Source organism: Clostridiales bacterium (assembly GCA_017569285.1).
GTDB lineage: Bacteria > Bacillota > Clostridia > Christensenellales > Aristaeellaceae > Aristaeella.
The window spans coordinates 2,689,266-2,711,666 of record CP069419.1 but is presented as its reverse complement, the minus strand read 5'-3'; the positions used below and the strand labels follow the sequence as shown (position 1 = coordinate 2,711,666).

The 22,401-nt window shown below is 60.0% G+C and carries 33 protein-coding genes; 1 reads left to right on the top strand and 32 read right to left on the bottom strand.

The window, feature by feature from the left end:
• Positions 1-12 precede the first annotated feature (12 nt).
• The gene (locus JNO48_11930) at positions 13-1,533 is read left to right on the top strand and encodes an ABC transporter substrate-binding protein (GenBank protein QTE67891.1); all 1,521 of its coding nucleotides are present in this window, start codon (positions 13-15) and stop codon (positions 1,531-1,533) included.
• A 149-nt stretch (positions 1,534-1,682) separates the two neighbouring features.
• On the opposite strand, the gene JNO48_11925 is transcribed toward JNO48_11930, so the two are convergent.
• From JNO48_11925 to rplC, 32 genes are all read right to left on the bottom strand, one after another.
• The gene (locus tag JNO48_11925; protein QTE67890.1) at positions 1,683-4,127 is read right to left on the bottom strand and encodes a glycosyl transferase; all 2,445 of its coding nucleotides are present in this window, start codon (positions 4,125-4,127) and stop codon (positions 1,683-1,685) included.
• Between the two features lie 78 nt (positions 4,128-4,205).
• On the bottom strand, positions 4,206-5,813 hold the full coding sequence (locus JNO48_11920) for an ABC-F family ATP-binding cassette domain-containing protein (protein QTE67889.1): 1,608 nt from the start codon (positions 5,811-5,813) through the stop codon (positions 4,206-4,208).
• Between the two features lie 32 nt (positions 5,814-5,845).
• Positions 5,846-7,210: a M20 family metallopeptidase gene (locus tag JNO48_11915; protein QTE67888.1), complete on the bottom strand. Its 1,365-nt coding sequence runs from the start codon at positions 7,208-7,210 to the stop codon at positions 5,846-5,848.
• Positions 7,211-7,221: 11 nt separating this feature from the next.
• Positions 7,222-7,515, bottom strand: coding sequence for a hypothetical protein (locus JNO48_11910; protein ID QTE67887.1), 294 nt, complete (start codon positions 7,513-7,515; stop codon positions 7,222-7,224).
• 96 nt (positions 7,516-7,611) lie between these two features.
• Positions 7,612-9,459 carry an excinuclease ABC subunit UvrC gene (gene uvrC, locus JNO48_11905; protein QTE67886.1) on the bottom strand — a complete coding sequence of 616 codons (1,848 nt, stop codon included), beginning with the start codon at positions 9,457-9,459 and terminating at the stop codon, positions 7,612-7,614.
• Between the two features lie 2 nt (positions 9,460-9,461).
• Positions 9,462-9,941, bottom strand: coding sequence for a hypothetical protein (locus JNO48_11900; GenBank protein QTE67885.1), 480 nt, complete (start codon positions 9,939-9,941; stop codon positions 9,462-9,464).
• A gap of 99 nt (positions 9,942-10,040) precedes the next feature.
• Entirely contained in the window at positions 10,041-10,154 is a 114-nt protein-coding gene (rpmJ, locus tag JNO48_11895; GenBank protein ID QTE67884.1) for a 50S ribosomal protein L36, read from the bottom strand.
• Positions 10,155-10,177: 23 nt separating this feature from the next.
• On the bottom strand, positions 10,178-10,399 hold the full coding sequence (gene infA, locus JNO48_11890; GenBank protein QTE67883.1) for a translation initiation factor IF-1: 222 nt from the start codon (positions 10,397-10,399) through the stop codon (positions 10,178-10,180).
• A 4-nt stretch (positions 10,400-10,403) separates the two neighbouring features.
• The gene (locus JNO48_11885; GenBank protein ID QTE67882.1) at positions 10,404-10,706 is read right to left on the bottom strand and encodes a KOW domain-containing RNA-binding protein; all 303 of its coding nucleotides are present in this window, start codon (positions 10,704-10,706) and stop codon (positions 10,404-10,406) included.
• On the bottom strand, positions 10,703-11,479 hold the full coding sequence (map, locus tag JNO48_11880; GenBank protein QTE67881.1) for a type I methionyl aminopeptidase: 777 nt from the start codon (positions 11,477-11,479) through the stop codon (positions 10,703-10,705). The genes JNO48_11885 and map overlap by 4 nt, the downstream gene beginning before the upstream one ends.
• Before the next feature lie 2 nt (positions 11,480-11,481).
• Positions 11,482-12,105, bottom strand: coding sequence for an adenylate kinase (locus JNO48_11875; GenBank protein QTE67880.1), 624 nt, complete (start codon positions 12,103-12,105; stop codon positions 11,482-11,484).
• 158 nt (positions 12,106-12,263) lie between these two features.
• Positions 12,264-13,550: a preprotein translocase subunit SecY gene (gene secY / locus JNO48_11870; protein ID QTE67879.1), complete on the bottom strand. Its 1,287-nt coding sequence runs from the start codon at positions 13,548-13,550 to the stop codon at positions 12,264-12,266.
• Between the two features lies 1 nt (position 13,551).
• A complete protein-coding gene (gene rplO, locus JNO48_11865; GenBank protein ID QTE67878.1) occupies positions 13,552-13,992 on the bottom strand; it encodes a 50S ribosomal protein L15 in 441 nt (146 codons plus the stop codon).
• A 15-nt stretch (positions 13,993-14,007) separates the two neighbouring features.
• Complete coding sequence (gene rpmD, locus JNO48_11860) at positions 14,008-14,190, bottom strand: 50S ribosomal protein L30 (protein QTE67877.1); 183 nt, start codon at positions 14,188-14,190, stop codon at positions 14,008-14,010.
• Positions 14,191-14,204: 14 nt separating this feature from the next.
• Complete coding sequence (gene rpsE / locus JNO48_11855; protein QTE67876.1) at positions 14,205-14,702, bottom strand: 30S ribosomal protein S5; 498 nt, start codon at positions 14,700-14,702, stop codon at positions 14,205-14,207.
• Between the two features lie 19 nt (positions 14,703-14,721).
• Positions 14,722-15,090: a 50S ribosomal protein L18 gene (gene rplR / locus JNO48_11850; protein QTE67875.1), complete on the bottom strand. Its 369-nt coding sequence runs from the start codon at positions 15,088-15,090 to the stop codon at positions 14,722-14,724.
• A gap of 19 nt (positions 15,091-15,109) precedes the next feature.
• Positions 15,110-15,649: a 50S ribosomal protein L6 gene (gene rplF, locus JNO48_11845; GenBank protein ID QTE67874.1), complete on the bottom strand. Its 540-nt coding sequence runs from the start codon at positions 15,647-15,649 to the stop codon at positions 15,110-15,112.
• Between the two features lie 30 nt (positions 15,650-15,679).
• The gene (gene rpsH / locus JNO48_11840) at positions 15,680-16,081 is read right to left on the bottom strand and encodes a 30S ribosomal protein S8 (GenBank protein QTE67873.1); all 402 of its coding nucleotides are present in this window, start codon (positions 16,079-16,081) and stop codon (positions 15,680-15,682) included.
• 31 nt (positions 16,082-16,112) lie between these two features.
• The gene (locus JNO48_11835; GenBank protein QTE67872.1) at positions 16,113-16,298 is read right to left on the bottom strand and encodes a type Z 30S ribosomal protein S14; all 186 of its coding nucleotides are present in this window, start codon (positions 16,296-16,298) and stop codon (positions 16,113-16,115) included.
• Positions 16,299-16,313: 15 nt separating this feature from the next.
• Entirely contained in the window at positions 16,314-16,859 is a 546-nt protein-coding gene (gene rplE / locus JNO48_11830) for a 50S ribosomal protein L5 (GenBank protein ID QTE67871.1), read from the bottom strand.
• A gap of 18 nt (positions 16,860-16,877) precedes the next feature.
• Positions 16,878-17,213: a 50S ribosomal protein L24 gene (gene rplX / locus JNO48_11825; protein QTE67870.1), complete on the bottom strand. Its 336-nt coding sequence runs from the start codon at positions 17,211-17,213 to the stop codon at positions 16,878-16,880.
• A gap of 16 nt (positions 17,214-17,229) precedes the next feature.
• Positions 17,230-17,598, bottom strand: coding sequence for a 50S ribosomal protein L14 (gene rplN / locus JNO48_11820; protein QTE67869.1), 369 nt, complete (start codon positions 17,596-17,598; stop codon positions 17,230-17,232).
• Positions 17,599-17,613: 15 nt separating this feature from the next.
• Positions 17,614-17,871 carry a 30S ribosomal protein S17 gene (gene rpsQ, locus JNO48_11815; protein ID QTE67868.1) on the bottom strand — a complete coding sequence of 86 codons (258 nt, stop codon included), beginning with the start codon at positions 17,869-17,871 and terminating at the stop codon, positions 17,614-17,616.
• A 25-nt stretch (positions 17,872-17,896) separates the two neighbouring features.
• Entirely contained in the window at positions 17,897-18,088 is a 192-nt protein-coding gene (gene rpmC / locus JNO48_11810) for a 50S ribosomal protein L29 (protein QTE67867.1), read from the bottom strand.
• Positions 18,085-18,528: a 50S ribosomal protein L16 gene (rplP, locus tag JNO48_11805; protein ID QTE67866.1), complete on the bottom strand. Its 444-nt coding sequence runs from the start codon at positions 18,526-18,528 to the stop codon at positions 18,085-18,087. Before rplP ends, rpmC begins: the two co-directional genes overlap by 4 nt.
• A gap of 3 nt (positions 18,529-18,531) precedes the next feature.
• Positions 18,532-19,200, bottom strand: a complete 669-nt coding sequence (rpsC, locus tag JNO48_11800; protein ID QTE67865.1) for a 30S ribosomal protein S3 — start codon at positions 19,198-19,200, stop codon at positions 18,532-18,534.
• A gap of 18 nt (positions 19,201-19,218) precedes the next feature.
• Positions 19,219-19,602 carry a 50S ribosomal protein L22 gene (gene rplV / locus JNO48_11795; protein ID QTE67864.1) on the bottom strand — a complete coding sequence of 128 codons (384 nt, stop codon included), beginning with the start codon at positions 19,600-19,602 and terminating at the stop codon, positions 19,219-19,221.
• 18 nt (positions 19,603-19,620) lie between these two features.
• Positions 19,621-19,899, bottom strand: a complete 279-nt coding sequence (gene rpsS / locus JNO48_11790) for a 30S ribosomal protein S19 (GenBank protein QTE67863.1) — start codon at positions 19,897-19,899, stop codon at positions 19,621-19,623.
• Positions 19,900-19,949: 50 nt separating this feature from the next.
• Positions 19,950-20,783 carry a 50S ribosomal protein L2 gene (rplB, locus tag JNO48_11785; protein QTE67862.1) on the bottom strand — a complete coding sequence of 278 codons (834 nt, stop codon included), beginning with the start codon at positions 20,781-20,783 and terminating at the stop codon, positions 19,950-19,952.
• Between the two features lie 21 nt (positions 20,784-20,804).
• Complete coding sequence (gene rplW / locus JNO48_11780; GenBank protein QTE67861.1) at positions 20,805-21,110, bottom strand: 50S ribosomal protein L23; 306 nt, start codon at positions 21,108-21,110, stop codon at positions 20,805-20,807.
• Positions 21,110-21,733, bottom strand: a complete 624-nt coding sequence (rplD, locus tag JNO48_11775) for a 50S ribosomal protein L4 (GenBank protein ID QTE67860.1) — start codon at positions 21,731-21,733, stop codon at positions 21,110-21,112. Before rplD ends, rplW begins: the two co-directional genes overlap by 1 nt.
• Positions 21,734-21,758: 25 nt before the next feature.
• On the bottom strand, positions 21,759-22,400 hold the full coding sequence (rplC, locus tag JNO48_11770) for a 50S ribosomal protein L3 (protein QTE67859.1): 642 nt from the start codon (positions 22,398-22,400) through the stop codon (positions 21,759-21,761).
• Between the last annotated feature and the right edge of the window lies 1 nt (position 22,401).

The following is a 22,401-nucleotide window of genomic DNA, read 5'->3' as shown; positions in this document are numbered from 1 at the left end:
GGAGGTACTGTTATGAAGAAGTTCCTGGCCCTCATCCTGGCAGCCATGATGCTGCTCTCCCTGGTCCCGGCAATGGCGGATTCCCCCGTGGAAATCACCATCCTGCTGGAAGGCAACAACGTCACTGATGACGCCGCCGTCCTCGAAAAGCTGAATGCTTACCTGAACGAAAAGATCGGCGTCTCCATCGTTCCCACCTGGGGAACCTGGGGCAACTTTGACCAGACCGCCCAGAACGCGGTGAACTCCGGAAGTTCCGAATACGACATCCTGTTCACCTGCTCCTGGACCGCGAACGAGTATGCTCCCTACGCCAAGAAGGGCGCCTACGTCCGCCTGGATGACCCGGAAGACGACCTGCTCGCCGAGTACGGTGCGGAGCTGAAGACCGTCCTGCCCGAGCTGCTGTTTGAAGGCGCCTTGACCGAAGGTCCCGATGGAGAAAAGGGCATCTACGCGGTTCCCGGCTTCAAGGATTTTGCCACCATGAACACCTGGGACGTCAACGTCACCCTGCTCGAGAAATACGGCTACACCCTGGAAGACGTGGAAAAGGCCGGCTTCTACGGCTGGAATGACATCTTCGCGACCGTGAAGGCCGGCGAGGAAAAAGACGGAAAGGTCTTCTACCCCTTCATCTTTGAAGGCGCTGTCGTGGAACGCTATGTCACCGGAACGCCCATCGTCACCGGCGATGCCAACGGCCTGCTGAGCTACTACATGAACACCGAAGACGTTTCCACCCCCGGTGCCTACGGCAACGTGATCTTCAACAAGTTCGCGACCCCCGAGTTCGAGAAGTTCGCCAAGCAGATGCGTGAATACTACCTGGCCGGCTACATCGATCCCGCCATCGCCATCGGCGAAACCGCGACCGATACCTGGCGCAATGCCCAGAACACCGCGAACTACCTGATCTCTTCCGAAGTTTCCCTCTACGGCTATGAGTTCACCACTTCCGAGCAGCGCGGCATCCAGGTCGCCTACGTGATGACCACCGATGCCCCCTACATCGACAACACCTCCGTCCAGGGCGCCATGATGGCGATTTCCGCCAACAGCGAGCATCCGGTCGAGGCCATGAAGTTCCTGAACCTGCTGAACACCGATCCCTATGTCATGACCCTGATGAACTACGGCGTGGAAGGCATCCACTACAACCTGAACGACGCGGGTGAAGTTGAATTCACCGATGCCCGTTCCACCTACTCCCCCTGGACCAACGGCCTGGGCAACGTCACCCTGCTGCCCCCGCAGAAGGGTCAGGGCGCTGACTTCCAGCAGCGGTTCGCTGAGTTCTATGCCGGCTCCAAGAAGCTTCCGATCTACGGCTTCACCTTCGACAGCAAGCCCGTTGAAACCGAAATCGCCCAGATCGCCAACATCAAGGAAGCCTACTCCCTGAGCCTGTGCACCGGCGCGGTGGACGTGGACGAAAAGCTGCCCGAGCTCCTCTCCAAGCTGGAAGGTGCCGGAATGCAGAAGGTCGTGGACGAAGCCAACGCCCAGCTGAAGGCCTTCCTCGGCGAATAATCCCAAGCCATCCAGAGTCAACCTCCTATATAAAGGGGCCCCGGCAGTTCTGCCGGGGCTTTCTTCATGTCATTGTGCGGGAATCCGTCCAAAAGCGCCCGCCGCGGTCTGCGGCGGGCGCTGATGATGGTTCGGGGTTGGTTTTCCACTTATCCGAGGATGACTTCCACCTTGTGGTTCTTTCCGTCGGCGAAGACCGGCAGCACATTGCCTTCCGTCTTCTTTCCGTCCACGGTGACTTCCTTCACGCCGCGGCACACGTGCTTCGGGTTTTTGATCTCCACGTCGTAGACCGCGCCGCGGAACCGGCGGCTGACCGTATATCCGTCCCAGGTGTGCGGGATGCACGGATCGATCTTCAGGCCGTTCCAGTCGGGCTTGATGCCCAGGATGTAGTTGCTGATCACGTAGAAGTTCCACGCGGCCGTACCGGTCAGCCAGCTGTTCTTGGCCTGGCCGAAGTTCTTCGCGTCCTTGCCGGCGATCATCTGGCTGTACACATAGGGCTCCACCTTGTGCAGCTCGGAAATCTCCTCGCGCCAGGCGGGAGCGATGCGGCTGTACAGATCGAAGGCCCGGTCACCGTGTCCCACCACAGTCTCCGCGGCGATGATCCACGGGTTGTTGTGGCAGAAAATACCGGCGTTTTCCTTGTATCCCGGCGGGTAGGAGCTCACTTCGCCCAGCTCGATGTGGTACTCGCTGTAGGCAGGCTGCTGCAGCACGATGCCGTGCTTCGTTTCCAGCCGCTCGTGGACGCTCTGCAGCGCCTTCTCCGCCTTGCCGTTCTCCACACCGATACCGGCCATCACGCAGTAGCCCTGGGATTCGATGAAGATCTTGCCTTCCTCGCACTCATTGCTGCCGACCTTATGGCCCATGGCGTCGTACGCGCGGACGAACCATTCGCCGTCCCAGCCGTCCTTTTCCACGGCCTGGATCATCTCGTTGATGTCCGCCTGGTACTTATCGGCCTTGGCGTTGTCACCCTTCATACGCTCGATGGCCACCAGCTCCGGCCCGATGGAGACGAACATGCCGGCAATCAGCACGGATTCCGCCACGCGCTCGTCCGGCGCGTTCGGGTTCGAGAAGGTCTGGAAGCTTTCATCCGGCGTATCGGAATAGCAGTTCAGGTTCAGGCAGTCGTTCCAGTCGGCGCGGCCGATCAGGGGCAGCTTGTGCGGTCCGCGGTTGTTCACCACGTGCATGAAGCTCGCTTCCAGGTGCTCCAGCAGCGTGCCGCAGTCATCCGGATTGCAGTCATAGGGGGTCGGCTCATCCAGGATGGCGAAATCGCCCGTCTCCTTGATGTAGGCAGCCGTGCCGGCAATCAGCCACAGCGGGTCATCGTTGAAGCCGCCGCCGATGTCGTTGTTGCCCTTCTTGGTCAGGGGCTGGTACTGGTGGTAGCATCCGCCGTCCCGGAACTGGGTCGCAGCGATGTCCAGGATCCGTTCGCGGGCGCGCTCCGGAATCTGGTGCACAAAGCCCAGCAGGTCCTGGCTGGAATCGCGGAAGCCCATGCCGCGGCCGATGCCGCTCTCGAACATGGAGGTGCTCCGGCTCATGTTGAAGGTCACCATGCACTGGTAGGGATTCCAGATGTTCACCATCCGGTTCAGCTTCTCCTCGGACGCCTTCAGCACATACGCGCTCAGCAGGTTGTCCCAGTGCGCCTTCAGGTCATTGAAGGCCTTGTCGATCTGCTCGTCCGTAGACAGCTGGGCCAGCATGGCCTTCGCGGGCTTCTTGTTGATGATGCCCTTCTTTTCCCATTTCTCTTCGACCGGGAGCTCCACATAGCCCAGCACGAAGTTGAATTTCTTTTCCTCGCCCTTTTCCAGGTGCACCCTGATCTGGTGCGCCGCCATGGGCTGCCAGCCGGACGCGACGGAATTGCCCATCTTTCCGCTGAAAACGGCCTGAGGGGCGTCAAACCCGTTGTACATGCCCAGGAAGGTTTCCATGTCCGTGTCGAAGCCGTCCACCGGCACGTTCACGGCATAGAAGGAATAGTGGTTCCGGCGCTCGCGGTACTCGGTCTTGTGGTAGACCACGCCGTCCTCCACCTCCACCTCGCCGGTGGAGAAGTTGCGCTGGAAGTTCAGCATGTCGTCCTGCGCGTTCCACAGGCAGAACTCCACAAAGCTGGTCAGGATGACGTCCTTCGCGCTGTCGCTTTCGTTCGCCAGGGAAACCTGGTGCACTTCCGCGTCAAAGCCCATCGGAACAAAGCTCTTCTGGCTCGCCTTCAGGCCGTTCTTTTTGCCGGTGATGATCGTATAGCCCATGCCGTGGCGGCAGGAATACTCATCCAGCTCGGTCTTCACAGGCTTCCATCCGGGATTCCAGACGGTGCCGTTGTCATTGATGTAGAAATAGCGTCCGCCGTTGTCCACCGGCATATTGTTGTAGCGGTACCGGGTAATCCGGCGCAGGCGGGCGTCGCGGTAGAAGCAGTAGCCGCCGGCGGTGTTGCTGATGATTCCGAAGAACTTCTCACATCCCAGGTAGTTGATCCAGGGATACGGTGTCCGGGGCGTTTCAATCACGTACTCCCGCGCTTTGTCGTCAAAATGACCGAACTTCATGGGCAATTACCTCCATCCATGCATTCGTCCGGCACGCACCGGACAACCGGGCGGCCATATGTGGGCAGTATAGCATACTTACTTAATGGGCGCAAACGTTTCCTTGACTTTCTCCAGGTATTCCTCATAGTTGCACAGGTAGTCGGCGATGGTTCCGTCATCCCGGATTTCGATGATCCGGTCCGCCACCGTGCTGATGAACTGGTGGTCCTGGCTCGTGAAAATCACGTTGCCGGGGAAGTTGATCAAGCCGTTGTTCACGGCGGTGATGGATTCCAGGTCCAGGTGGTTGGTCGGCTGGTCCAGCATCAGGAAGTTCGCACCGGAGAGCATCATGCGGCTCAGCATGCAGCGGACCTTCTCACCGCCGGACAGCACGTTCACGGGCTTGTACACGTCGTCTCCGCTGAAGAGCATCCGGCCAAGGAAGCCGCGCATGTAGGTCTCCAGCTGTTCCGGGGAGTACTGGGCAAACCACTGCATCATCGTCATGTCGCAGCCGTCGAAGTACTTGCTGTTGTCCTTCGGGAAATAGCTGGTGCTGATCGTCACGCCCCACTTCACGGTGCCGCTGTCCGGCTGGATTTCCTCCGCCAGGATGCGGAACAGCGCGGTCTGCGCCTGCTCGTTGCCGACCAGGGCGATCTTCTGCCCCTTCGTCACCAGGAAGGAAACGTCCTTCAGCAGCTGCACGCCGTCCTGTGTGTAGTTCAGGCCGGTCACCTGCAGGATGTCCTTGCCGGCTTCCCGGTCGGGCGTGAAGCTCACCCAGGGATACCGCCGGCTGGAAGCCGGCATCTGCTCGATGGTCAGCTGGTCCAGCAGCTTGCGGCGGCTGGTGGCCTGCTTCGCCTTCGACTTGTTGCTGGAGAACCGCTGGATGAAGGCCTGCAGCTCGCGGATCTTGTCCTCGCGGCGCTTTTTCTGGTCGTTCATCAGCGCCTGCATGATCTTGCTGGATTCATACCAGAAGTCATAGTTGCCGACGTACAGCTTCACCTGGTTGTAGTCGATATCCACGATGTGGGTGCAGATGTTGTTCAGGAACCACCGGTCATGGCTCACCACGATCAGGGTGCCGGGGAAATCCATCAGGAACTCCTCCAGCCACGCCACGGAGCGGTTGTCCAGGTTGTTCGTCGGTTCGTCCAGCAGCAGGATGTCCGGGTTGCCGAACAGCGCCTGCGCCAGCAGCACCTTGAACTTGTCGCCCGCCTGCAGGTCCGCCATCTGCGTGTAGTGCTCGTCCGCGGGGATTCCCAGGCCGGTCAGCAGCGTCGCGGCGTCGCTTTCCGCGTTCCAGCCGTCCATTTCGGCGAACTCGCCTTCCAGCTCCGCGGCTTTCTCGCCGTCCGCTTCGCTGAAATCCGGCTTGGCGTACAGCGCGTCCTTTTCCTTCATGATGTCGTACAGCCGCTGGTTGCCCATGATCACCGTATCCATCACCGGATACTCGTCATACATGAACTGGTCCTGCTTCAGGGTGCTCATCCGCTCGTTCGGCGGAATGGTCACCGAGCCGGTGGTCGGCTCCAGCTCGCCGCTCAGGATCTTCAGGAACGTGGATTTCCCGGCTCCGTTCGCGCCGATGATGCCGTAGCAGTTGCCCGGCAGGAACTTCAGGTCGGCGCCGGAGAAAAGCTTCTGCCCGCCAAATGTCAGGGATACGTTGCTTACTGTGATCATGGTCTGTCTACCTCATTCCGATTCGTTCGTTCTTAATCCCCGGCCAGCCGGATCAGGGCATTCGCGTAAATCTTCGCGGCGGTGACCAGGCGGTCCATGTCCGCGTATTCATTGGCCTGGTGCGCCAGGTCCTCGTCGTCCGGGAACGTCGCGCCGAAGGCGACGCCCTGGCTCAGCACCTTCGCGTAGGTGCCGCCGCCGGTGGCGATCGTCTCGCCCGGCAGGCCGGTCTCCTCCTCGTAGGCTGCCAGCAGCTGGGTCACCAGCTCGCTGTCCGCGGGCACATGGTGGGCCGGCTTCATCTCCAGCGTTTCCACCTCAAACCCGGGCAGGTGCGCCTTCGCAGCGTCCCGCAGCGCGGGCAGGTCCGCGTTCACCGGGCAGCGCATGTCCAGCGTGCCCGTCCATGCGCCGTCCTTCAGGTGCAGGATGCCCATGTTGCAGGTCAGCGGTCCGGAGACCTCGTCGCTGCAGGCACATCCGAGGCCGCTTCCGTCATGGGTCATCCCCACGGCGTCCGCCAGCACCTTCAGCGGGCCTTCCGCCCCCAGGTCACGCAGCAGGCAGATCATCATGCCGATCGCGTTGCGCCGGCCTTCCGGATAAGCGGAGTGTCCCGGGATGCCTTCCGCGGTGATGCGGACGCCTTCCGGCACTACTTCTGCGTTCACCGGCAGGTTCTTCTCCAGGCCCCAGGTCCGGACCTTCCCGGCCAGCTCCTCCCCGCCCCGCACCACGGCGGTGCATTCCCCGGGGATGACGTTCGGGCGTTCGCCCGTGGACATTTCGACCACCTGCAGGCCGCTGCCGGTCTCCGGCGCGGTAAAGCGCAGGTGGATAATCGCCTTTTCCGTATTGATTACCGGGAAGGAGGCGTCCGGGCTGAACCCGACCGCGGGGATCTCCGCGTGGGCGGAATACCACTCCATGTCCTTCCAGTCGGTTTCCTCATTGCAGCCCAGGATCAGGCGGATGCTCTTCTTCAGCGGGATTCCCGCCTCGCGGATCGCGCGCATCGCGTACAGCGACGCCAGCGCGGGGCCCTTGTCATCGCTGGTTCCCCGCCCGTAGATCCGCGTCCCGTCCATTTCCGCGCCGAAGGGCGGATAATTCCAGCCGTCCCCGGCCGGCACCACGTCCAGGTGGCCCAGCACGGCGATCATCTCTGGCCGGTCCCCCAGCGTGATATCGCAGGCATATCCGTCAAAATCCCGCACCGGGAAGCCCATCGCCTTCGCGTCCGCCTCGGCGGCGTCCAGCATATGGCGGACTTCCTTCCCGAAGGGCGCTCCGTCCTCTGCCTCTCCCTGTACCGACGGGATCCGGACCCATTCCCGCAGCTTTTCGGTAAATTCCGCCCGGTACGCGTCCAGCAGGCGGCTCACAGTCTCATTCATACGTATCTCCCTCAGAATGCGTTTCTCGGGTCGCGGTTCTTCTTTTTCGGCGCGTCCGGATCGATAAACTCAATCTCGATGCGCTCAAACGGTACGGTCTCAAAGAAGGCGTCCGGCAGGAACCGCGTCATGCCGAATTCTTCCCATTCCCGCTCGTTCTTGTCCAGCCAGATCGGTTCCGGCAGGTCCAGTTCGTGGCAGGCCTCCCGCAGCGCCCCGTGCGCGTCGCCCCGGGTGCACGGAACGGTCGCCTGCCTGTCGGTCCGGTGGTGCCGGATGGTCTTCACCCAAAGCGCGGTCGCCATACGTTCTCCGTCCTTCCTGTCCGCCCGGTTTCCTGCTGAATCCGGGCCAACAATATATTATCGCATGAACAGGAAGCGGTGGCAAGCCTGAGTTTTTCACTTCCCGGCATTCAGCACCGCGTCCGCGGCCGCCGCGTTCATTCCCTTCACCGCCAGCAGTTCCTCCCGGCTCGCCTGCCGGATGGCCTTCAGGCTGCCGAAGGCCTTCAGCAGCGCCTTCCGCCGGGCCGGGCCGATGCCCGGAATGTCCTCCAGCTGGGAGTGGATGGAGGCCTTGCCGCGCAGCGTCCGGTGGTGGATGATGCCGAACCGGTGCGCCTCGTCGCGCACCCGCTGCACCAGCTGCAGCTCCGGTGTCCGATGGTCCAGCAGGATCGGTTCCTGCGCGTCCGGCAGCCAGATTTCCTCGCGCTTTTCCGCCAGGCCGAACATGGCCGGCGGCTCCAGTCCCTGGTCCAGGATGGCCTGCCGTGCAAACCGCAGCTGCTGCGGGCCGCCGTCGATCAGGATCAGGTCCGGCAGGTCGGTAAACTTCCCGTCCTCCGTTCCTTCCCGCACCTCCTTCGCGGCGTGCGCGTAGCGGCGGCTCAGCGTTTCGTACAGGGATTCAAAGTCGTTCGCGCCTTCCACGGTTTTGATGCGGAAATGGCGGTATTCCTTCTTCGCCGGTTCGCCGTCGATAAACACCACCATGGCGGCAACGCTCTGCTCGCCCTGGGTGTTGGAAATATCGTAGCCCTCGATCCGCCGCGGGAACCGGTCCATCCCCAGGATCTTCCCAAGGTTTTCCGCCGCTCCCACCGTCCGCTCCTCGCGGATCGTCCGGCGCGCGTTGCGCTTTTCCAGGGCGTCCTTCGCGTTCTTGGCGGCCAGCAGCACCAGCTCGTGCTTTTCCCCGCGCTGCGGGGTGGCCACCGTCACGGCGCTGCCCTTCTTCTGCCGCAGCCACTGTTCCAGCTGTTCCGCGGCGTCCTCCGGAAGCTCCTGGCACAGCACGTTCCGCGGGATCAGGCCCGCGGCTTCATAATACTGCGTCATGAAGGATGCGATCACGTCGCCGGGTTTTTCGCCGCCTTCCCTTGGCAGGGCAAAATGGTCGCCGCCGATCATCCGCCCGCCCCGGATATACAGGATCTGGATCATCGCATCCAGCCCGTCCTGGGCAATCGCGATCAGGTCCTGCTCGCTCCGGTCGGTCCGCAGGGCAATCTGGCGTTCCATCATGCCTTCGACGTCTTTGATCTTGTCGCGGATCCGCGCGGCCTTTTCATAGCGCATTGCGGCCGCCGCCCCTTCCATGTCCTTCCGCAGGCTGCGGATCACGCTCTCGTAATCGCCGTTCAGGAAGCGGAGCACGCCCTCCATCATTGTGCGGTACTGTTCCTCCGTGCACTTCCCGGCGCAGGGCGCCATGCAACGGCCGATATCATAGTTCACGCAGGGGCGCTTCTCCGTCTTCGGCGGAAGAACCTGCCGGCAGGATCGCAGCGGAAAAACGTCACGGACCGCCTCCAGCACCTGGAGCACCGCGCCGGCGCCGATGTACGGCCCGAAATACCGCGCCCCGTCCTGTTCCAGCTTCCGGCACAGCTCCAGCCGCGGAAAAGGCTGGCGCATATCCACCTTCAGGTACGGATAATGCTTGTCGTCCTTCAGCAGGATGTTGTAGTAGGGCTTATGCAGTTTGATCAGGTTGCACTCGAGGATCAGCGCCTCGAGGTTGGTTTCGCACAGCAGGATGTCAAAATCGTCGATGTGGGCGATCATCGCATCCACCTTCGGCGTATGGACGGTATCACGAAAATAACTGCGGACCCGGTTCTTCAGGTTCACAGCTTTTCCGACGTATATGATGGTGCCTTCCCGGTTTTTCATCAGGTAGCAGCCCGGTGAATCCGGCAGCATCCGTATTTTTTCTTCCAGCTTTTCTCCCCAGTTTTTCATGCTTATTCCAGCGTGCCCAGTACTTCGATCATCTGGTCAATCGTGGCCTGCAGGTCGGTCTGGTAGGTACCCGTGGTCGTCCCGGTCGTCAGGGCGGCCAGGTACCGGTCGATCATGTTGACCATTTCCTGGAGGTCCGCTTCGGCCAGCAGCGGGGCTCCGTGCTGGCTGCCGTAATGCTCGTTCAGCTTTTTGACCGCGTATATGTTGCTCCGGATTTTCGCCAGGATCGATGCGGAATCCGCACCGGCCGTACGGCTGAGGCTGTTCGTCTGCCGGGAGGCCTCCTCCGCTTCCATCTGGAACCGGTGGATGTAGGTTTCCCGTTCCTCGTTCTGCCCCTTGATGGTGGGGATCATAAATACCGCCATTGCGATCACCGCTGCGGCCAGGAGCAGGATCACAATATCCTTGATCCGGTTCCGTTTCATCTGCGTCAGGGAAAGGCCGTCGCCGTTCCGCTGGGAGTATCGCCTGTACATCTCCTGTACCTCCGTTCAGGACATATTTTACCACACACCCGCTTTTTCGTAAAGCAAAGCGCCGGGATCAAAGTCCCGGCGCTTTCCGTACAGTGTTGCTCAGCCCTGCTTCTGCTTGTGCTTCGGATTCTCGCAGATGACCATAACACGGCCTTTCCGCTTGATGATCTTGCACTTTTCGCAAATGGGCTTTACGGACGGACGAACCTTCATCGTCTTTCCCCTCCTTATCAGGATCAGTTTTTGCTGCGCCAGGTGATCCGGCCTCTGGTCAGATCATAGGGCGAAAGTTCAATGGTGACCTTGTCTCCGGGATAGATCCGGATGAAGTTCATCCGCATTTTACCGGAAATATGAGCCAGAATCTGGTGTCCGTTCTGCAGTTCCACCTGAAACATGGCGTTCGGCAAAGCCTCAACGACCTTACCTTCCATTTCAATTACGTCGCTCTTTGACAAAAGATCAGCCCTCCTTGCGCAGCGAGCGTTCCCGCGTGAATCCGTGTGCTTCCAGCGCCTTTCGGATATCGCTGTCCTGCACCTTTCCGCCTTCCGGGCGGATCGTTCCGAAATCAATCAGAACGGGTTTCGCGCGAAGATGTTTCGTCTTCTTCCTCTTTGGATGATCCAGGCGGTGTAAATCCCCGTCGGCAATCATCACCAGTCCTTCTCCGGCTTCTTCCGTTACCAGGAAAAAGTTTCCCCGGTCGCGGCCCTGAGTGCTCTGAACCACCCGGCCCTTTTCAAAGCTCAGCGGTTCTTTCATGCTTCCGCCTCCCAGCTGAATCCGGGCAGCGTCAGGATTTCGGGGAGGCCGTCTTCCGTGATCGCGATCGTGTGCTCGTAATGGGCACAGATGCTGTGGTCCACGGTTCTGGCGCACCATCCGTCATCGTCAATGCTCAGGTGCCAGTCGCCCATCGCAATCATCGGCTCCACCGCGATCGTCATGCCGCGCCTGAGCCGGAGTCCCCTGCCGGGGTCCCCGAAGTTGAATACCGATGGGTCTTCGTGCATTTCCCTGCCGATTCCGTGGCCGGTAAACTCCCGGATTACGCTGAATCCGTTTTTCCGGGCGTGCGCGTCAATCGCGTGCCCGACGTCTCCCAGCCGGTTTCCGGCAATGCACTGCCGGATGCCTTCCCAGAAGCATTCCTCGGTTACCCGGATCAGCTTCTGTGCTTCCTCGCTGATCGGACCGACCCCAGCGGTAAACGCGGAGTCTGCCTGCCAGCCGTCCTTCACCAGCGTGCAGTCGATGCTGACTACGTCGCCGTCCTTCAGGATCCGCCGTTCACTGGGGATCCCGTGCACCACCTCGTCATTGATGCTGGCGCAGTTGGAGCACGGATAACCCTCATAGTGCAGGGAGGACGGAATCGCACCGTTCTTCCGGATCAGCTTTTCCGCCAGGATGTCCAGCTCGGCCGTGGATACGCCGGGGCGGATATGTTCCCGCACCTCGTCTTCCACTTCCCGCAGGATCTTTCCGGCTTCCCGCATTTTGGCAATCTGCCCCGGGTTTTTCAGACTGATCATGCTTAAGCTCCCAGTTCCTTCATAATCGCGGAAAAAGTGTTTTCCAGGCCCTGGGCTCCGTCTACCTTCTTCAGCAGGCCCTTCTGCTCGTAATATCCGATCAGGGGCGCTGTCTGGGCGTGGTATACCTTCAGCCGGTTCAGCACGGTTTCTGCCTTGTCATCATTCCGCTGGACGAGATCGTCGCCGCATTTGGCGCACTTGGTCTCACCGTTCAGCATGCTGATATGGTAGGTCGCGCCGCACTTCAGGCAGACGCGCCGTCCGCTCAGCCGGTCCACCAGCACCTGGTCGGCCACGTCCAGGTCGATCACGCTGTCAATCGTCGCGAAGGTGTCCAGGGCTTCCGCCTGGGGAACCGTCCGCGGGAAGCCGTCCAGGATGTAGCCGTTTTTGCAGTCATCCATCTGGAGGCGTTCCTTGACAATGTCGATGATGACGTCATCGGGAACCAGCTGTCCGGCGTCGATGAATCTCTTCGCCTTCAGTCCGGTTTCCGTGCCTTCCTTCATGGCGCGGCGGAGAATATCTCCCGTGGAGATCTGGGGGATCTTCAGCGCGTCGCAGATGCGCTGCGCCTGGGTTCCCTTGCCCGCTCCGGGAGGTCCCAGAAAGATGATATTCATAGGATTTCCTCCTCTTGAAGTCTCATACAGTCTGTAGAAGATATTTGCATATCCTCATGCGATCGCTGTTACCCATTCCCGCTTCGCTTTCAGCTCGCGGTAATGGACAGCTGTAGCATGGGAAGCATTCGCCGCGCTGAAGCGCGGATGCTTCCTCATTACATAAACCCAACGTTGTCCATATCCATGTCGATGCCGCGTACGCCCATCTCGCCCTGGATGGTCCGGATGGTTTCAAGCGATACGCTCACAGCGATCAGGATGGAGCTGGCCGCGAAGGGGATCTGCACGCCGGCCCAGGCCAGGAGCAGGGACGGAATCACGGACAGGACTGCCAGGAACAGTGCGGCGAACAGGTTCAGCCGGGTCACTGTGGTCTGCAGGTACTGCCGGATATTCTTGCCCCGCTGTCCGGGGATCACCGCGCCCTGCTGCTGCAGCTGCTCCGCCTGCTGCTTCGGATCGAAGCTGATGGAGGAGTAGAAGAACGTAAAGGCGATGATCAGCAGTGCGGAAACAATCAGGTACATGGGCTGGGTTCCGCGGGTCATGTTGGCTTCCCACCACATGGCAAAACCGCTCTTGCTGTTGATCATGTTCGCGATCGTGCCCGGGAAGGACATGAAGCTGTAAGCGAAGATCAGGGGCAGCACACCGACAGCAACCACTTTCAGGCTCATGTGGGTGTTCTGTCCGCCGTATACGCGGCGGCCCTTCACCTGCTTGGCAATCTGCAGGGGAATCCTGCGCTCGCCCAGCTCAACGAACGTCACCACAACTGTCATCAGGATGCAGGTGATGATGATCACAACGAGTTCAACCCATCCGCTCAGACCGCCGTTCAGAATACCGTTCATGAATGCGCGGTACAGGCCGTTGGTGATGTTGGAAATGATACCAACGAAAATCAGCAGGGAGATACCGTTGCCGATTCCCTTCTCGGTAATCCGCTCGCCGATCCACATGGCCAGGGCGGTACCGCCTGCCATCGTGATGCCGACCAGCGCGTAGTTCAGCCAGCTGCTGCGGTCCAGAACCTCCAGGGCACGGACCAGGCCGATGGCCTGCAGCGCAGCCAGGACAACCGTCACATACCGGGTGATCCGGTTGATCTTCTGGCGGCCGTCCTCTTCCTTGCTCAGCCGCTCCAGCGCGGGAATCGCGATGGTCAGCAGCTGCATGATAATGCTGGCGTTGATGTAGGGTGTAATACCCATCGCCATGATGGACATCTGTTCGAAAGCGTTACCGGTCATCATGCTGAACAGGCCGAATACGCCGGTACTGGCCGTTCCCTTTGCAATCAGTTCCTTCACAGCAGCCAGGTCAACACCGGGCGCCGGAACCACACTGACCAGCCGGAACAGAAGCAGCATCAGGAAGGTGTAGACGATTTTCCTTCTGAGCTCGGGGATCTTCCACATTTTCCGGATACTTTCGATCATGTCAGATCACCTCGGCCTTTCCGCCGACCGCCTCGATCTTTTCCTTCGCGGAGCCGGAGAACTTCGCCGCCTGGACCGTCAGTTTCTTGGTCAGCTCGCCGCCGCCCAGTACCTTGATGCCGTCCAGTTCCTTGCGGATGATCTTCTTCTCGAGGAGCGCCTGGGCGTTCACGACGTCGCCGTCATTGAACACTTCGAGCCGTTCCACATTCACTTCAGCATATTCCGTTCCGAACACGTTGTTGAAACCGCGCTTCGGAACCCGGCGGTACAGAGGCATCTGGCCGCCTTCAAATCCGGGCCGCTTGCCGCCGCCGCTGCGGGCCTTGGCGCCCTTGTGACCTTTACCGGAGGTCTTGCCCAGACCGGACCCGTTGCCGCGGCCCAGCCGCTTCTGAGCGGCGGTGGACCCTTCAGCGGGATGCAGTTCATGGAGTTTCATAGGGGATTCCCTCCTTTATTCGTCGACTTCCTCGACCTTCACCATGTGCTTCACGGCAAAGATCTGTCCCCGCGTGGCGGGGTTGTCCGGCTGCGTTACGCTCTGGCCAACCTTGCGCAGGCCCAGGGCCGCAACCGTCGCCTTATGCTTCGGGAGGCTGGCGATAGGAGACTTAATCAGGGTAATCTTCAGGCTCATCTCGTCGCTCCTCCTTATCCAAGAATCTCTTCCACGGTCTTGCCGCGCATCTTGGCGACCTGCTCGGCGCTGCGCACCTGCTTCAGGGCTTCCAGCGTGGCCTTGACCATGTTGATGGGATTGTTAGTTCCGAAGCTCTTCGTCCGGATGTCCTTCACGCCCGCCAGTTCCAGTACGGCACGGGCGGCACCGCCGGCGATCACGCCCGTGCCTTCCGGCGCGGGGATCAGCACGGACTTGGCCGTGGAGTAGTATCCGGTCATTTCATGGGGAATCGTGGTGCCGTCGAGCGGCACATTTACCAGGTGCTTTTTCGCGTCTTCGTTCGCCTTACGGATGGCTTCCGGAATTTCCGCAGCCTTGCCCATACCGGCGCCGACACGGCCGTTCTCGTCGCCAACGACGACCAGCGCGCTGAACCGCATGTTGCGGCCGCCCTTAACGGTCTTGCTGACACGGTTGACGGCAACCAGCCGTTCTTTGAATTCGCTCGCCTGTTCAAACCGTTGCATCTTGCGCTTTCCTCCTCAATCAGAATTCGAGTCCGGCTTCCCGGGCGCCGTCGGCGACACTCGCCACACGGCCGGTATACATGTAACCGCCCCGGTCAAAGACCACGGTCTTCACGCCCTTTTCGGCGGCGCGTTCCGCGATCAGCTTGCCAACGAGCTTCGCGGCACCCTTCTTGTCCACTTCCTCCAGCTGGCCCTTCAGCGCGGGATCCATCGTGGAGGCGCTCACCAGCGTAATGCCCTTCGTATCATCGATAATCTGGGCCTGGATGTGCTTGTTGGAACGGTAGACGCTCAGGCGCGGTACCTCGGGGGTGCCGCTGATCTTTTTCCGTACCCGTTCGTGACGAATCACGCGAATTTCATTCCGGTCACGTTTTTTGAACATTTGCAGTCACTCCCTCTCATTACTTGCCGGTCTTGCCTTCCTTGCGGCGGATATGTTCGTTCTGATACTTGATGCCCTTGCCCAGGTAGGGTTCCGGCTTCCGGATCGCGCGAATGTCCGCGGCAAGGCTGCCAACCTGCTGCTTGTTGCTGCCCTTTACCAGAATGGTGGTCTGGTTCGGGGTCTCATAGGTGATTCCTTCCGGCGCTTCCAGGATCACGGGATGGGAGAAGCCGATGTTGATCGTCAGCGTCTTGCCTTCCGCGTTCGCCCGGTAACCGGTACCAACCATCTCGAGGGTCTTGGTGAAGCCGTCAGTCACGCCGACGACCATGTTGTGCACCAGCGCGCGGTACAGACCGTGCATGGCCCGATGGTTCTTGTTGTCCGTAGGACGTTCCAGGGTCAGGACATTGCCTTCCTGCTTGATGGTGATATCGGGATTCACCTGCTGGGTCAGGGTGCCCTTGGGGCCCTTCACGGTCACCAGGTTGTTCTCGTCCACCGTCACCGTCACGCCTGCGGGTACTGTGATCGGAAGCTTTCCGATTCGAGACATTTTCTCATTCCTCCTCTAACGTGTCGGTGATTACCAGATATAGGCCAGCACTTCGCCGCCGATGGCGTTCTTCCGCGCTTCCTTATCGGTCATAAGCCCCTTGCTGGTGGAGATGATGGCGATGCCAAGACCGCCCAGCACCTTGGGGAGTTCCTCGCTGCGGGCATACACACGCAGTCCGGGCTTGGAGATCCGCTTCAGTCCGGCGATAACCGGCGTCTGCTTCCCGTCCAGATATTTCAGGGTGATTTTGATCTCTCCCTGCAGTCCGTCGTCAATGTAGTCCACCGCTTTGACGTATCCTTCGTTCAGCAGGATCTTGGCGATGGCCTTCTTGGTATTGCTGGCGGGCATGGTCACGGCGTCGTGCCGCGCAACCTGTCCGTTACGGATGCGGGTGAGCATATCGGCGATGGGATCGTTCACTACCATGGTTGTAAACCTCCTTCCATTGTTCCCCCGCTTACCAGCTGGCCTTGCGGACGCCGGGGATTTGTCCCTTGTAGGCCAGCTCTCTGAAACAGATACGGCAAACGCCGTACTTCCGCAGCACGCTGTGCGGCCGGCCGCAGATGCGGCACCGGGTGTAGGCACGGGTGGAGAACTTCGGGGCTCTCTGCTGCTTGAGTTTCATGCTCAGTTTCGCCATTTTTCTTCCTCCTCCTTATGCCTGTTCGAAGGGCATGCCCAGAGCGCTCAGGAGCTCTTTGCATTCTTCGTCCGTCTTGGCCGTCGTCACGAAAATGATTTCCATGCCGCGGATCTTTTCGACCTTGTCGTACTCGATTTCCGGGAACAGCAGCTGTTCACGGATTCCCAGGGCGTAGTTGCCGCGGCCGTCGAAGGCCTTGGCGCTCACGCCGCGGAAGTCGCGCACGCGGGGCAGGGCGACAGAAACCAGCTTGTCCATGAACTCTTCCATCCGGGCACCGCGCAGGGTGACCTTCGCGCCGACGTTCATGCCTTCACGGACCTTGAAGTTCGCGATGGACTTCTTGGCCTTGGTGACCAGGGGCTTCTGGCCCGCAATCGTGGTGAGCTCGTTCACAGCCATCTCCATGGCCTTGGCGTTGTCCTTGCAGTCGCCCAGACCCATGTTGATCACGATCTTGCTCAGTTTCGGGATTTCCATTACGTTCTTGTAGCCGAACTTCTGCTTCAAAGCAGGAATCGCCTCGGCCAGGTATTTTTCCTTAATACGGGTTGCCATGTGGCTCTTCCTCCTTTATCAGTCAATTTCGGCGCCGCACTTCTTGCAAACGCGGATCATGCTGCGGTTCATCTTGCCGTCTTCGCCGGCAACCTTTTCGACCTTGCGGGTCACCCGGGTCGCCTTGCCGCACTTGGGGCAGACCAGCATGACGTTGCTCGCGTCAATGGGCATATCCTTGTGGATGATTCCACCGGGCTGCGCGGCACTCCGCGCCTTCTGGTGCTTGGTAACCGTATTTACGCCTTCAACAGTCACGCGGTTCATCTTCGGGAAAGCGGCAACGATCTTGCCCTTCTTGCCCTTGTCCTTGCCGCTGATGACGATCACGGTATCCTTTGTCTTAACGTGCATCTTACCGTCGCCCTCCTTACAGTACTTCCGGAGCCAGGGAGACGATCTTCATGAAGTCCTTCTCACGCAGCTCGCGAGCCACGGGCCCAAAGATACGGGTGCCGCGGGGCATTTTCTGGTCGTTTATGATGACGGCGGCGTTATCATCGAACTTGATGTAGCTGCCATCGGGGCGGCGCTTGTTCTTGCGCATCCGGACGATAACGGCCTTCACCACTTCGCCCTTCTTCACGGTGCCGCCGGGGGTCGCGGTCTTGACGCTGGCGACGATTACATCGCCGATGCTGCCATCCCGCCGGAACGAACCGCCCAGCACACGGATGCACATGATTTCTTTGGCGCCGGAATTGTCGGCTACCTTAAGCCGGGTTTGCGGCTGAATCATAGCGATTTCCTCCTATTACTTGGCTTTCTCGATAATCTCGACGAGACGCCAGCGCTTGTCTTTGCTCAGCGGACGGGTTTCCATCACCTTGATGGTGTCGCCGACTCCGCATTCGTTGTTTTCGTCATGAACCTTCAGCTTGCTGGTCTGGTTCATGATTTTGCCGTACAGGGGATGACGGACGCGGGTCTTGATCTGGATGACACAGGTCTTGTCCATCTTGTCGCTGACCACAACGCCGATCCTTGTCTTTCTAAGTCCTCTTTCTTCCATGTTTCCAGCTGCCTCCTTTCCTTACTCAGGCCTCTTCCTTCTGGCGAAGGATCGTCTTGCACCGGGCGATGTCCTTCCGGACTTCTCCCAGGCGCATGGTGTTCTGCAGCTGGCCTGTGGCGAGCTGGAAGCGAAGGCCGAACAGCTCGCTTTTCAGTTCCTTCACTTTGGCCTCCAGCTGTTCCTTGTTCATGGCGTTCAATTCGCTAGCCTTCATGCTTCTTCACCACCCGCTTCAGTTGTCGGTTCATCCTGTTTCATGATGAACTTGGTCTTCAGGGGGAGCTTGTGGCTCGCCAGACGGAGTGCTTCACGGGCGATCTCTTCGGAGACGCCGGCGATTTCAAACAGCACGCGGCCGGGCTTGACCACCGCTACCCAGTATTCGGGAGCACCCTTACCGGAACCCATGCGGGTTTCAGCGGGCTTCGCCGTTACCGGCTTGTCGGGGAAAATCTTGATCCACACCTGACCGCCACGCTTGGTGTAACGGGTCAGGGCGATACGGGCGGCTTCAATCTGCTGGCTGGTCACCCAGTGGGGCTCCATAGCCTGCAGGCCGTACTCACCGTAAGCAAGGAAGTTACCGCGATGGGCTTTGCCCTTCATGCGGCCGCGGAACTGCTTCCGGTGCTTCACTCTCTTGGGCATCAACATAGCTTACTTTACCTCCTTCTGGGCAGGGGCTTTCTTGGCCCGGGGCAGGATCTGTCCCTTGTAGATCCAGACCTTGATGCCCAGCCGGCCGTAGGTGGTTTTCGCTTCCGCGAAACCGTAGTCGATGTTGGCTCTCAGGGTCTGCAGCGGAATGGAGCCTTCGTGATAGTGCTCACTGCGGGCGATATCCGCGCCGCCGAGGCGGCCGCTGACCGAGGTCTTGATTCCCTTCACGCCGGGAATCTTCATGGAGCGCTGCTGTGCCTGCTTCATCGCGCGGCGGAAGCTGATGCGCTTCTCGAGCTGCTGGGCGATGTTCTCGGCCACCAGCTGGGCGTCCGCGTCGGGCTGCTTGATCTCCATCACGTTGATGTGGCAGGGACGGCCCAGGAACTCCGTAATGTTCTTCTTCAGCTCTTCGATGCCGGCACCGCCGCGGCCGATGATCATGCCGGGCTTCGCAGTGAAGATGTTCACCGTCATGGTCTGAGCCGTGCGCTCGATATCGATGTGGCTGATACCGGTGGAGTAGTACTTCTCCTTCAGCATCTTCCGGAGTTTGAAATCTTCCACCAGGTTGCTCGCAAAATCCTTTTTCCCGGCGTACCAGCGGGTGCTCCAGTCGTAGATCACTCCGACCCGGGCGCCATGGGGATTAACTTTCTGACCCATGTGTTCTCCTCCTTCGCCTTACTTCTGGTCCAGCACCACGCTGATGTGGCTGGTGCGCTTGAGCATCGGGGACGCGCTGCCGCGGCTGCGGGCTACATAGCGCTTCAGCGTGGGACCGGGGTTCGCGTAAACCTCGGCGACATAGAGATTCTGGCGGTTCAGTTCCTGGTTGTTCACCGCGTTTGCGATCGCGCTTTCCAGGACCTTGGACACCACGGGGCTCGCGGCCTTGGGGGTGTACTGCAGGATCGCCAGGGCTTCGTCCACGTTCTTTCCGCGGATCAGATCGATCACGATCTTCACCTTCCGGGGAGAGATGCGAACGTATTTGGCATGGGCCTGGGGCCGCTTGTCGGCATTCGCCTTACGGGCCGCCGCTTTTTCCTTGGTACGGGTAGCCATTTGGTTCACTCCTCTCTCTTACTTGCGGTTGCTGTTCTTGTCGCCCGCGTGTCCACGGAAGGTCCGGGTCGGGGCAAACTCACCCAGCTTGTGGCCCACCATATCTTCCGTCACATAGACCGGCACATGCTTGCGCCCGTCATGAACGGCCACGGTGTGACCCACAAACTCGGGGAAAATCGTGCTGGAACGGCTCCAGGTCTTGACGACCGCTTTCTTGCCGCTCGCGTTCATGTCCTGAATGCGCTTCATCAGCGCGCCCTCTACATAAGGGCCCTTTTTAATGGAACGACTCATTGTTCAGAGCGTCCTCCTTTCTGTAACTCCTGTTCCGGAAGCCTCAGCGCTTACTTGCTTCCGGCCCGCTTGACGATCATCTTGTTGGAATACTTCTTGTGCTTCCGGGTCTTCAGGCCCAGCGCGGGCTTACCCCAGGGAGTCACAGGAGCAGGCATACCGACGGGGCTCTTGCCTTCGCCGCCGCCATGGGGGTGATCACAGGGATTCATGACCACGCCGCGGACGGTCGGGCGGATACCCATGTGGCGCGTCCGGCCGGCCTTACCGATCCGAACGTTCTCATGGTCCGTGTTGCCTACGGTTCCGATGGTCGCCTTGGCGTTCAGCGGCAGCTTCCGCATTTCACCGCTGGGAAGACGCACCTGCGCGTAACCGTTTTCCTTCGCCATCAGCTGGGCGCTGTTGCCGGCGGAACGGACCAGCTGGCCGCCGCGGCCGGGCTTCAGCTCCAGGTTGTGGATCAGGGTACCGACGGGGATGTTCGCGATGGGCAGCGCATTGCCCGGCTTGATGTCCGCGTTCTCGCTGGAGATCACGGTGTCCCCGACTTTCAGCCCCAGAGGAGCCAGGATGTAGCGCTTCTCGCCGTCCGCGTAGAACAGCAGGGCGATGAAGGCGCTGCGGTTGGGATCGTACTCGATGGCATTCACCTTCGCGGGGATGTCCACCTTGTCACGCTTGAAATCAATAATGCGGTACTTCTGCTTGTTGCCGCCGCCCTGATGGCGAACCGTGATCTTGCCCTGCTTGTTCCGGCCGGAGTGCTTCTTCAGGTTCTCCACCAGGCTCTTTTCAGGAGTCTTCTTGGTGATCTCCTCATAAGTCAGAACCGACATGAACCGGCGGGCGGGCGAAGTCGGCTTGTAAACTCGAATAGCCATGTTTTCGTCTCCTCCCTATCGTTACTGGGCCATGCCTTCGAAGAACTTGATCGGCTTGGAATCCTTCTTCAGGATCACGTAAGCCTTCTTGGTCTCCGGGGTCATACCCTGGGTGCGGCCCTGCCGCTTCATCTTACCGATGGTCCGGACGGTGTTCACCTTGGCCACCTTCACGCCGTCATCCGCGAAAACCGCTTCAATGGCGCTCTTGATCTCGGCCTTGTTGGCCCGGATGTCCACTTCGAAGACGTAACGCTTGTCTTCGATGCCTTCATACGCCTTTTCCGTCAGTACGGGGCGCTTGATGATATCATGAGGATCCTTCATTATGCGTACACCTCCTCGACGGACTCCTTGGCGGCCTTGGTCAGCACGACCTTGCCCGCGTTCAGGATGTCATACACATTCAGGGTGTTCACGTAGCTGATCTTCGCCTCGGGCAGGTTGTTGGTCGCGCGGATCACGGTTTCATCCCGCTCCGGCAGGACCACCAGCGCCTTCTTCTCGGCATCCAGTGCCTTCAGCACACCGGCCATCAGCTTCGTCTTGGCTTCCTTCAGCTCCAGGCTGTCGACCACCACGATCTCACCGGCGTTCAGCTTGGAGGTCAGGGCGCTCTTGAAGGCCAGGCGGCGAACCTTCTTGTTCACGGCCAGGTCGTAATCACGGGGCTTCGGCGCGAACACCACGCCGCCGTGGCGGAACTGGGGTGCGCGGTTGCCATGGTGCCGGGCATTGCCGGTGCCCTTCTGGCGGTAGATCTTCCGGCCGCCTCCGCGGACTTCGCCGCGGGAGAGGGCGCTCTGGGTTCCCTGCCGCTGCGCGGCCAGGTAGGAACGGACCATCAGGTGCATCGCAGCTTCGTTGATCGGCGCGGCGAAGATTTCCTCGCTCAGCTCGATCTCTCCGATGGCCTTTCCTTCCATATTATATAATGCAGTCTTAGGCATCTTTCATTATCCCCCTTACTCAGCTTCAGGCCTTGCAGGTGTCACGGATGATCAGCAGACCTTCGTTGGGGCCGGGCACAGCGCCCTTGACCAGCAGCAGGTTGCGTTCCGCGTCCACCTGGACGACTTCCAGATTCTGAACCGTCACCCGGTCCACACCGTAATGGCCCGCCATATGCTTGTTCTTGAACACGCGGGAGGGGTCGGAGTTCGCGCTCAGGGAACCCACGCCGCGGTGATACTTGGAACCATGGGCCATGGGGCCGGTGTGCTGATTCCAGCGCTGGATGGCGCCGGTATAGCCGTGACCCTTGCTGGTGCCGGTGATGTCGATCTTGTCGCCGCTGGCGAACTGATCGCACTTGAGAACGTCGCCGACTTTGTATCCGCTGCAGTCATCGAACCGGAACTCCCGCAGGGTCCGCTTCGCTTCCACACCGGCCTTCTTGAAATGTCCGAGTTCCGGCTTGGTCAGCAGCTTCTTGGCGCGGTTCTCGGCCAGGTCGCCGAAACCGACCTGAACGGCTTCGTAACCGTCGGATTCCTTGGTTTTGGTCTGCACTACCGTGCAGGGGCCCGCTTCAATCACGGTGACCGGAACGAGACGGCCGTCTTCGGTGAAGACCTGCGTCATGCCGATCTTTTTACCAACGATCGCTTTCTTCATG

Excerpts from the sequence above, each read along its gene's own strand:
- JNO48_11930 (QTE67891.1), top strand. The coding sequence starts at position 13 with ATGAAGAAGTTCCTGGCCCTCATCCTGGCAGCCATGATGCTGCTCTCC.
- JNO48_11925 (QTE67890.1), bottom strand. The coding sequence starts at position 4,127 with ATGAAGTTCGGTCATTTTGACGACAAAGCGCGGGAGTACGTGATTGAA.
- JNO48_11920 (QTE67889.1), bottom strand. The coding sequence starts at position 5,813 with ATGATCACAGTAAGCAACGTATCCCTGACATTTGGCGGGCAGAAGCTT.
- JNO48_11915 (QTE67888.1), bottom strand. The coding sequence starts at position 7,210 with ATGAATGAGACTGTGAGCCGCCTGCTGGACGCGTACCGGGCGGAATTT.
- JNO48_11910 (QTE67887.1), bottom strand. The coding sequence starts at position 7,515 with ATGGCGACCGCGCTTTGGGTGAAGACCATCCGGCACCACCGGACCGAC.
- uvrC (QTE67886.1), bottom strand. The coding sequence starts at position 9,459 with ATGAAAAACTGGGGAGAAAAGCTGGAAGAAAAAATACGGATGCTGCCG.
- JNO48_11900 (QTE67885.1), bottom strand. The coding sequence starts at position 9,941 with ATGTACAGGCGATACTCCCAGCGGAACGGCGACGGCCTTTCCCTGACG.
- rpmJ (QTE67884.1), bottom strand. The coding sequence starts at position 10,154 with ATGAAGGTTCGTCCGTCCGTAAAGCCCATTTGCGAAAAGTGCAAGATC.
- JNO48_11885 (QTE67882.1), bottom strand. The coding sequence starts at position 10,706 with ATGAAAGAACCGCTGAGCTTTGAAAAGGGCCGGGTGGTTCAGAGCACT.
- map (QTE67881.1), bottom strand. The coding sequence starts at position 11,479 with ATGATCAGTCTGAAAAACCCGGGGCAGATTGCCAAAATGCGGGAAGCC.
- JNO48_11875 (QTE67880.1), bottom strand. The coding sequence starts at position 12,105 with ATGAATATCATCTTTCTGGGACCTCCCGGAGCGGGCAAGGGAACCCAG.
- secY (QTE67879.1), bottom strand. The coding sequence starts at position 13,550 with ATGATCGAAAGTATCCGGAAAATGTGGAAGATCCCCGAGCTCAGAAGG.
- rplO (QTE67878.1), bottom strand. The coding sequence starts at position 13,992 with ATGAAACTCCATGAACTGCATCCCGCTGAAGGGTCCACCGCCGCTCAG.
- rpmD (QTE67877.1), bottom strand. The coding sequence starts at position 14,190 with ATGAGCCTGAAGATTACCCTGATTAAGTCTCCTATCGCCAGCCTCCCG.
- rpsE (QTE67876.1), bottom strand. The coding sequence starts at position 14,702 with ATGCAACGGTTTGAACAGGCGAGCGAATTCAAAGAACGGCTGGTTGCC.
- rplR (QTE67875.1), bottom strand. The coding sequence starts at position 15,090 with ATGTTCAAAAAACGTGACCGGAATGAAATTCGCGTGATTCGTCACGAA.
- rplF (QTE67874.1), bottom strand. The coding sequence starts at position 15,649 with ATGTCTCGAATCGGAAAGCTTCCGATCACAGTACCCGCAGGCGTGACG.
- rpsH (QTE67873.1), bottom strand. The coding sequence starts at position 16,081 with ATGGTAGTGAACGATCCCATCGCCGATATGCTCACCCGCATCCGTAAC.
- JNO48_11835 (QTE67872.1), bottom strand. The coding sequence starts at position 16,298 with ATGGCGAAACTGAGCATGAAACTCAAGCAGCAGAGAGCCCCGAAGTTC.
- rplE (QTE67871.1), bottom strand. The coding sequence starts at position 16,859 with ATGGCAACCCGTATTAAGGAAAAATACCTGGCCGAGGCGATTCCTGCT.
- rplX (QTE67870.1), bottom strand. The coding sequence starts at position 17,213 with ATGCACGTTAAGACAAAGGATACCGTGATCGTCATCAGCGGCAAGGAC.
- rplN (QTE67869.1), bottom strand. The coding sequence starts at position 17,598 with ATGATTCAGCCGCAAACCCGGCTTAAGGTAGCCGACAATTCCGGCGCC.
- rpsQ (QTE67868.1), bottom strand. The coding sequence starts at position 17,871 with ATGGAAGAAAGAGGACTTAGAAAGACAAGGATCGGCGTTGTGGTCAGC.
- rpmC (QTE67867.1), bottom strand. The coding sequence starts at position 18,088 with ATGAAGGCTAGCGAATTGAACGCCATGAACAAGGAACAGCTGGAGGCC.
- rplP (QTE67866.1), bottom strand. The coding sequence starts at position 18,528 with ATGTTGATGCCCAAGAGAGTGAAGCACCGGAAGCAGTTCCGCGGCCGC.
- rpsC (QTE67865.1), bottom strand. The coding sequence starts at position 19,200 with ATGGGTCAGAAAGTTAATCCCCATGGCGCCCGGGTCGGAGTGATCTAC.
- rplV (QTE67864.1), bottom strand. The coding sequence starts at position 19,602 with ATGGCTACCCGTACCAAGGAAAAAGCGGCGGCCCGTAAGGCGAATGCC.
- rpsS (QTE67863.1), bottom strand. The coding sequence starts at position 19,899 with ATGAGTCGTTCCATTAAAAAGGGCCCTTATGTAGAGGGCGCGCTGATG.
- rplB (QTE67862.1), bottom strand. The coding sequence starts at position 20,783 with ATGGCTATTCGAGTTTACAAGCCGACTTCGCCCGCCCGCCGGTTCATG.
- rplW (QTE67861.1), bottom strand. The coding sequence starts at position 21,110 with ATGAAGGATCCTCATGATATCATCAAGCGCCCCGTACTGACGGAAAAG.
- rplD (QTE67860.1), bottom strand. The coding sequence starts at position 21,733 with ATGCCTAAGACTGCATTATATAATATGGAAGGAAAGGCCATCGGAGAG.
- rplC (QTE67859.1), bottom strand. The coding sequence starts at position 22,400 with ATGAAGAAAGCGATCGTTGGTAAAAAGATCGGCATGACGCAGGTCTTC.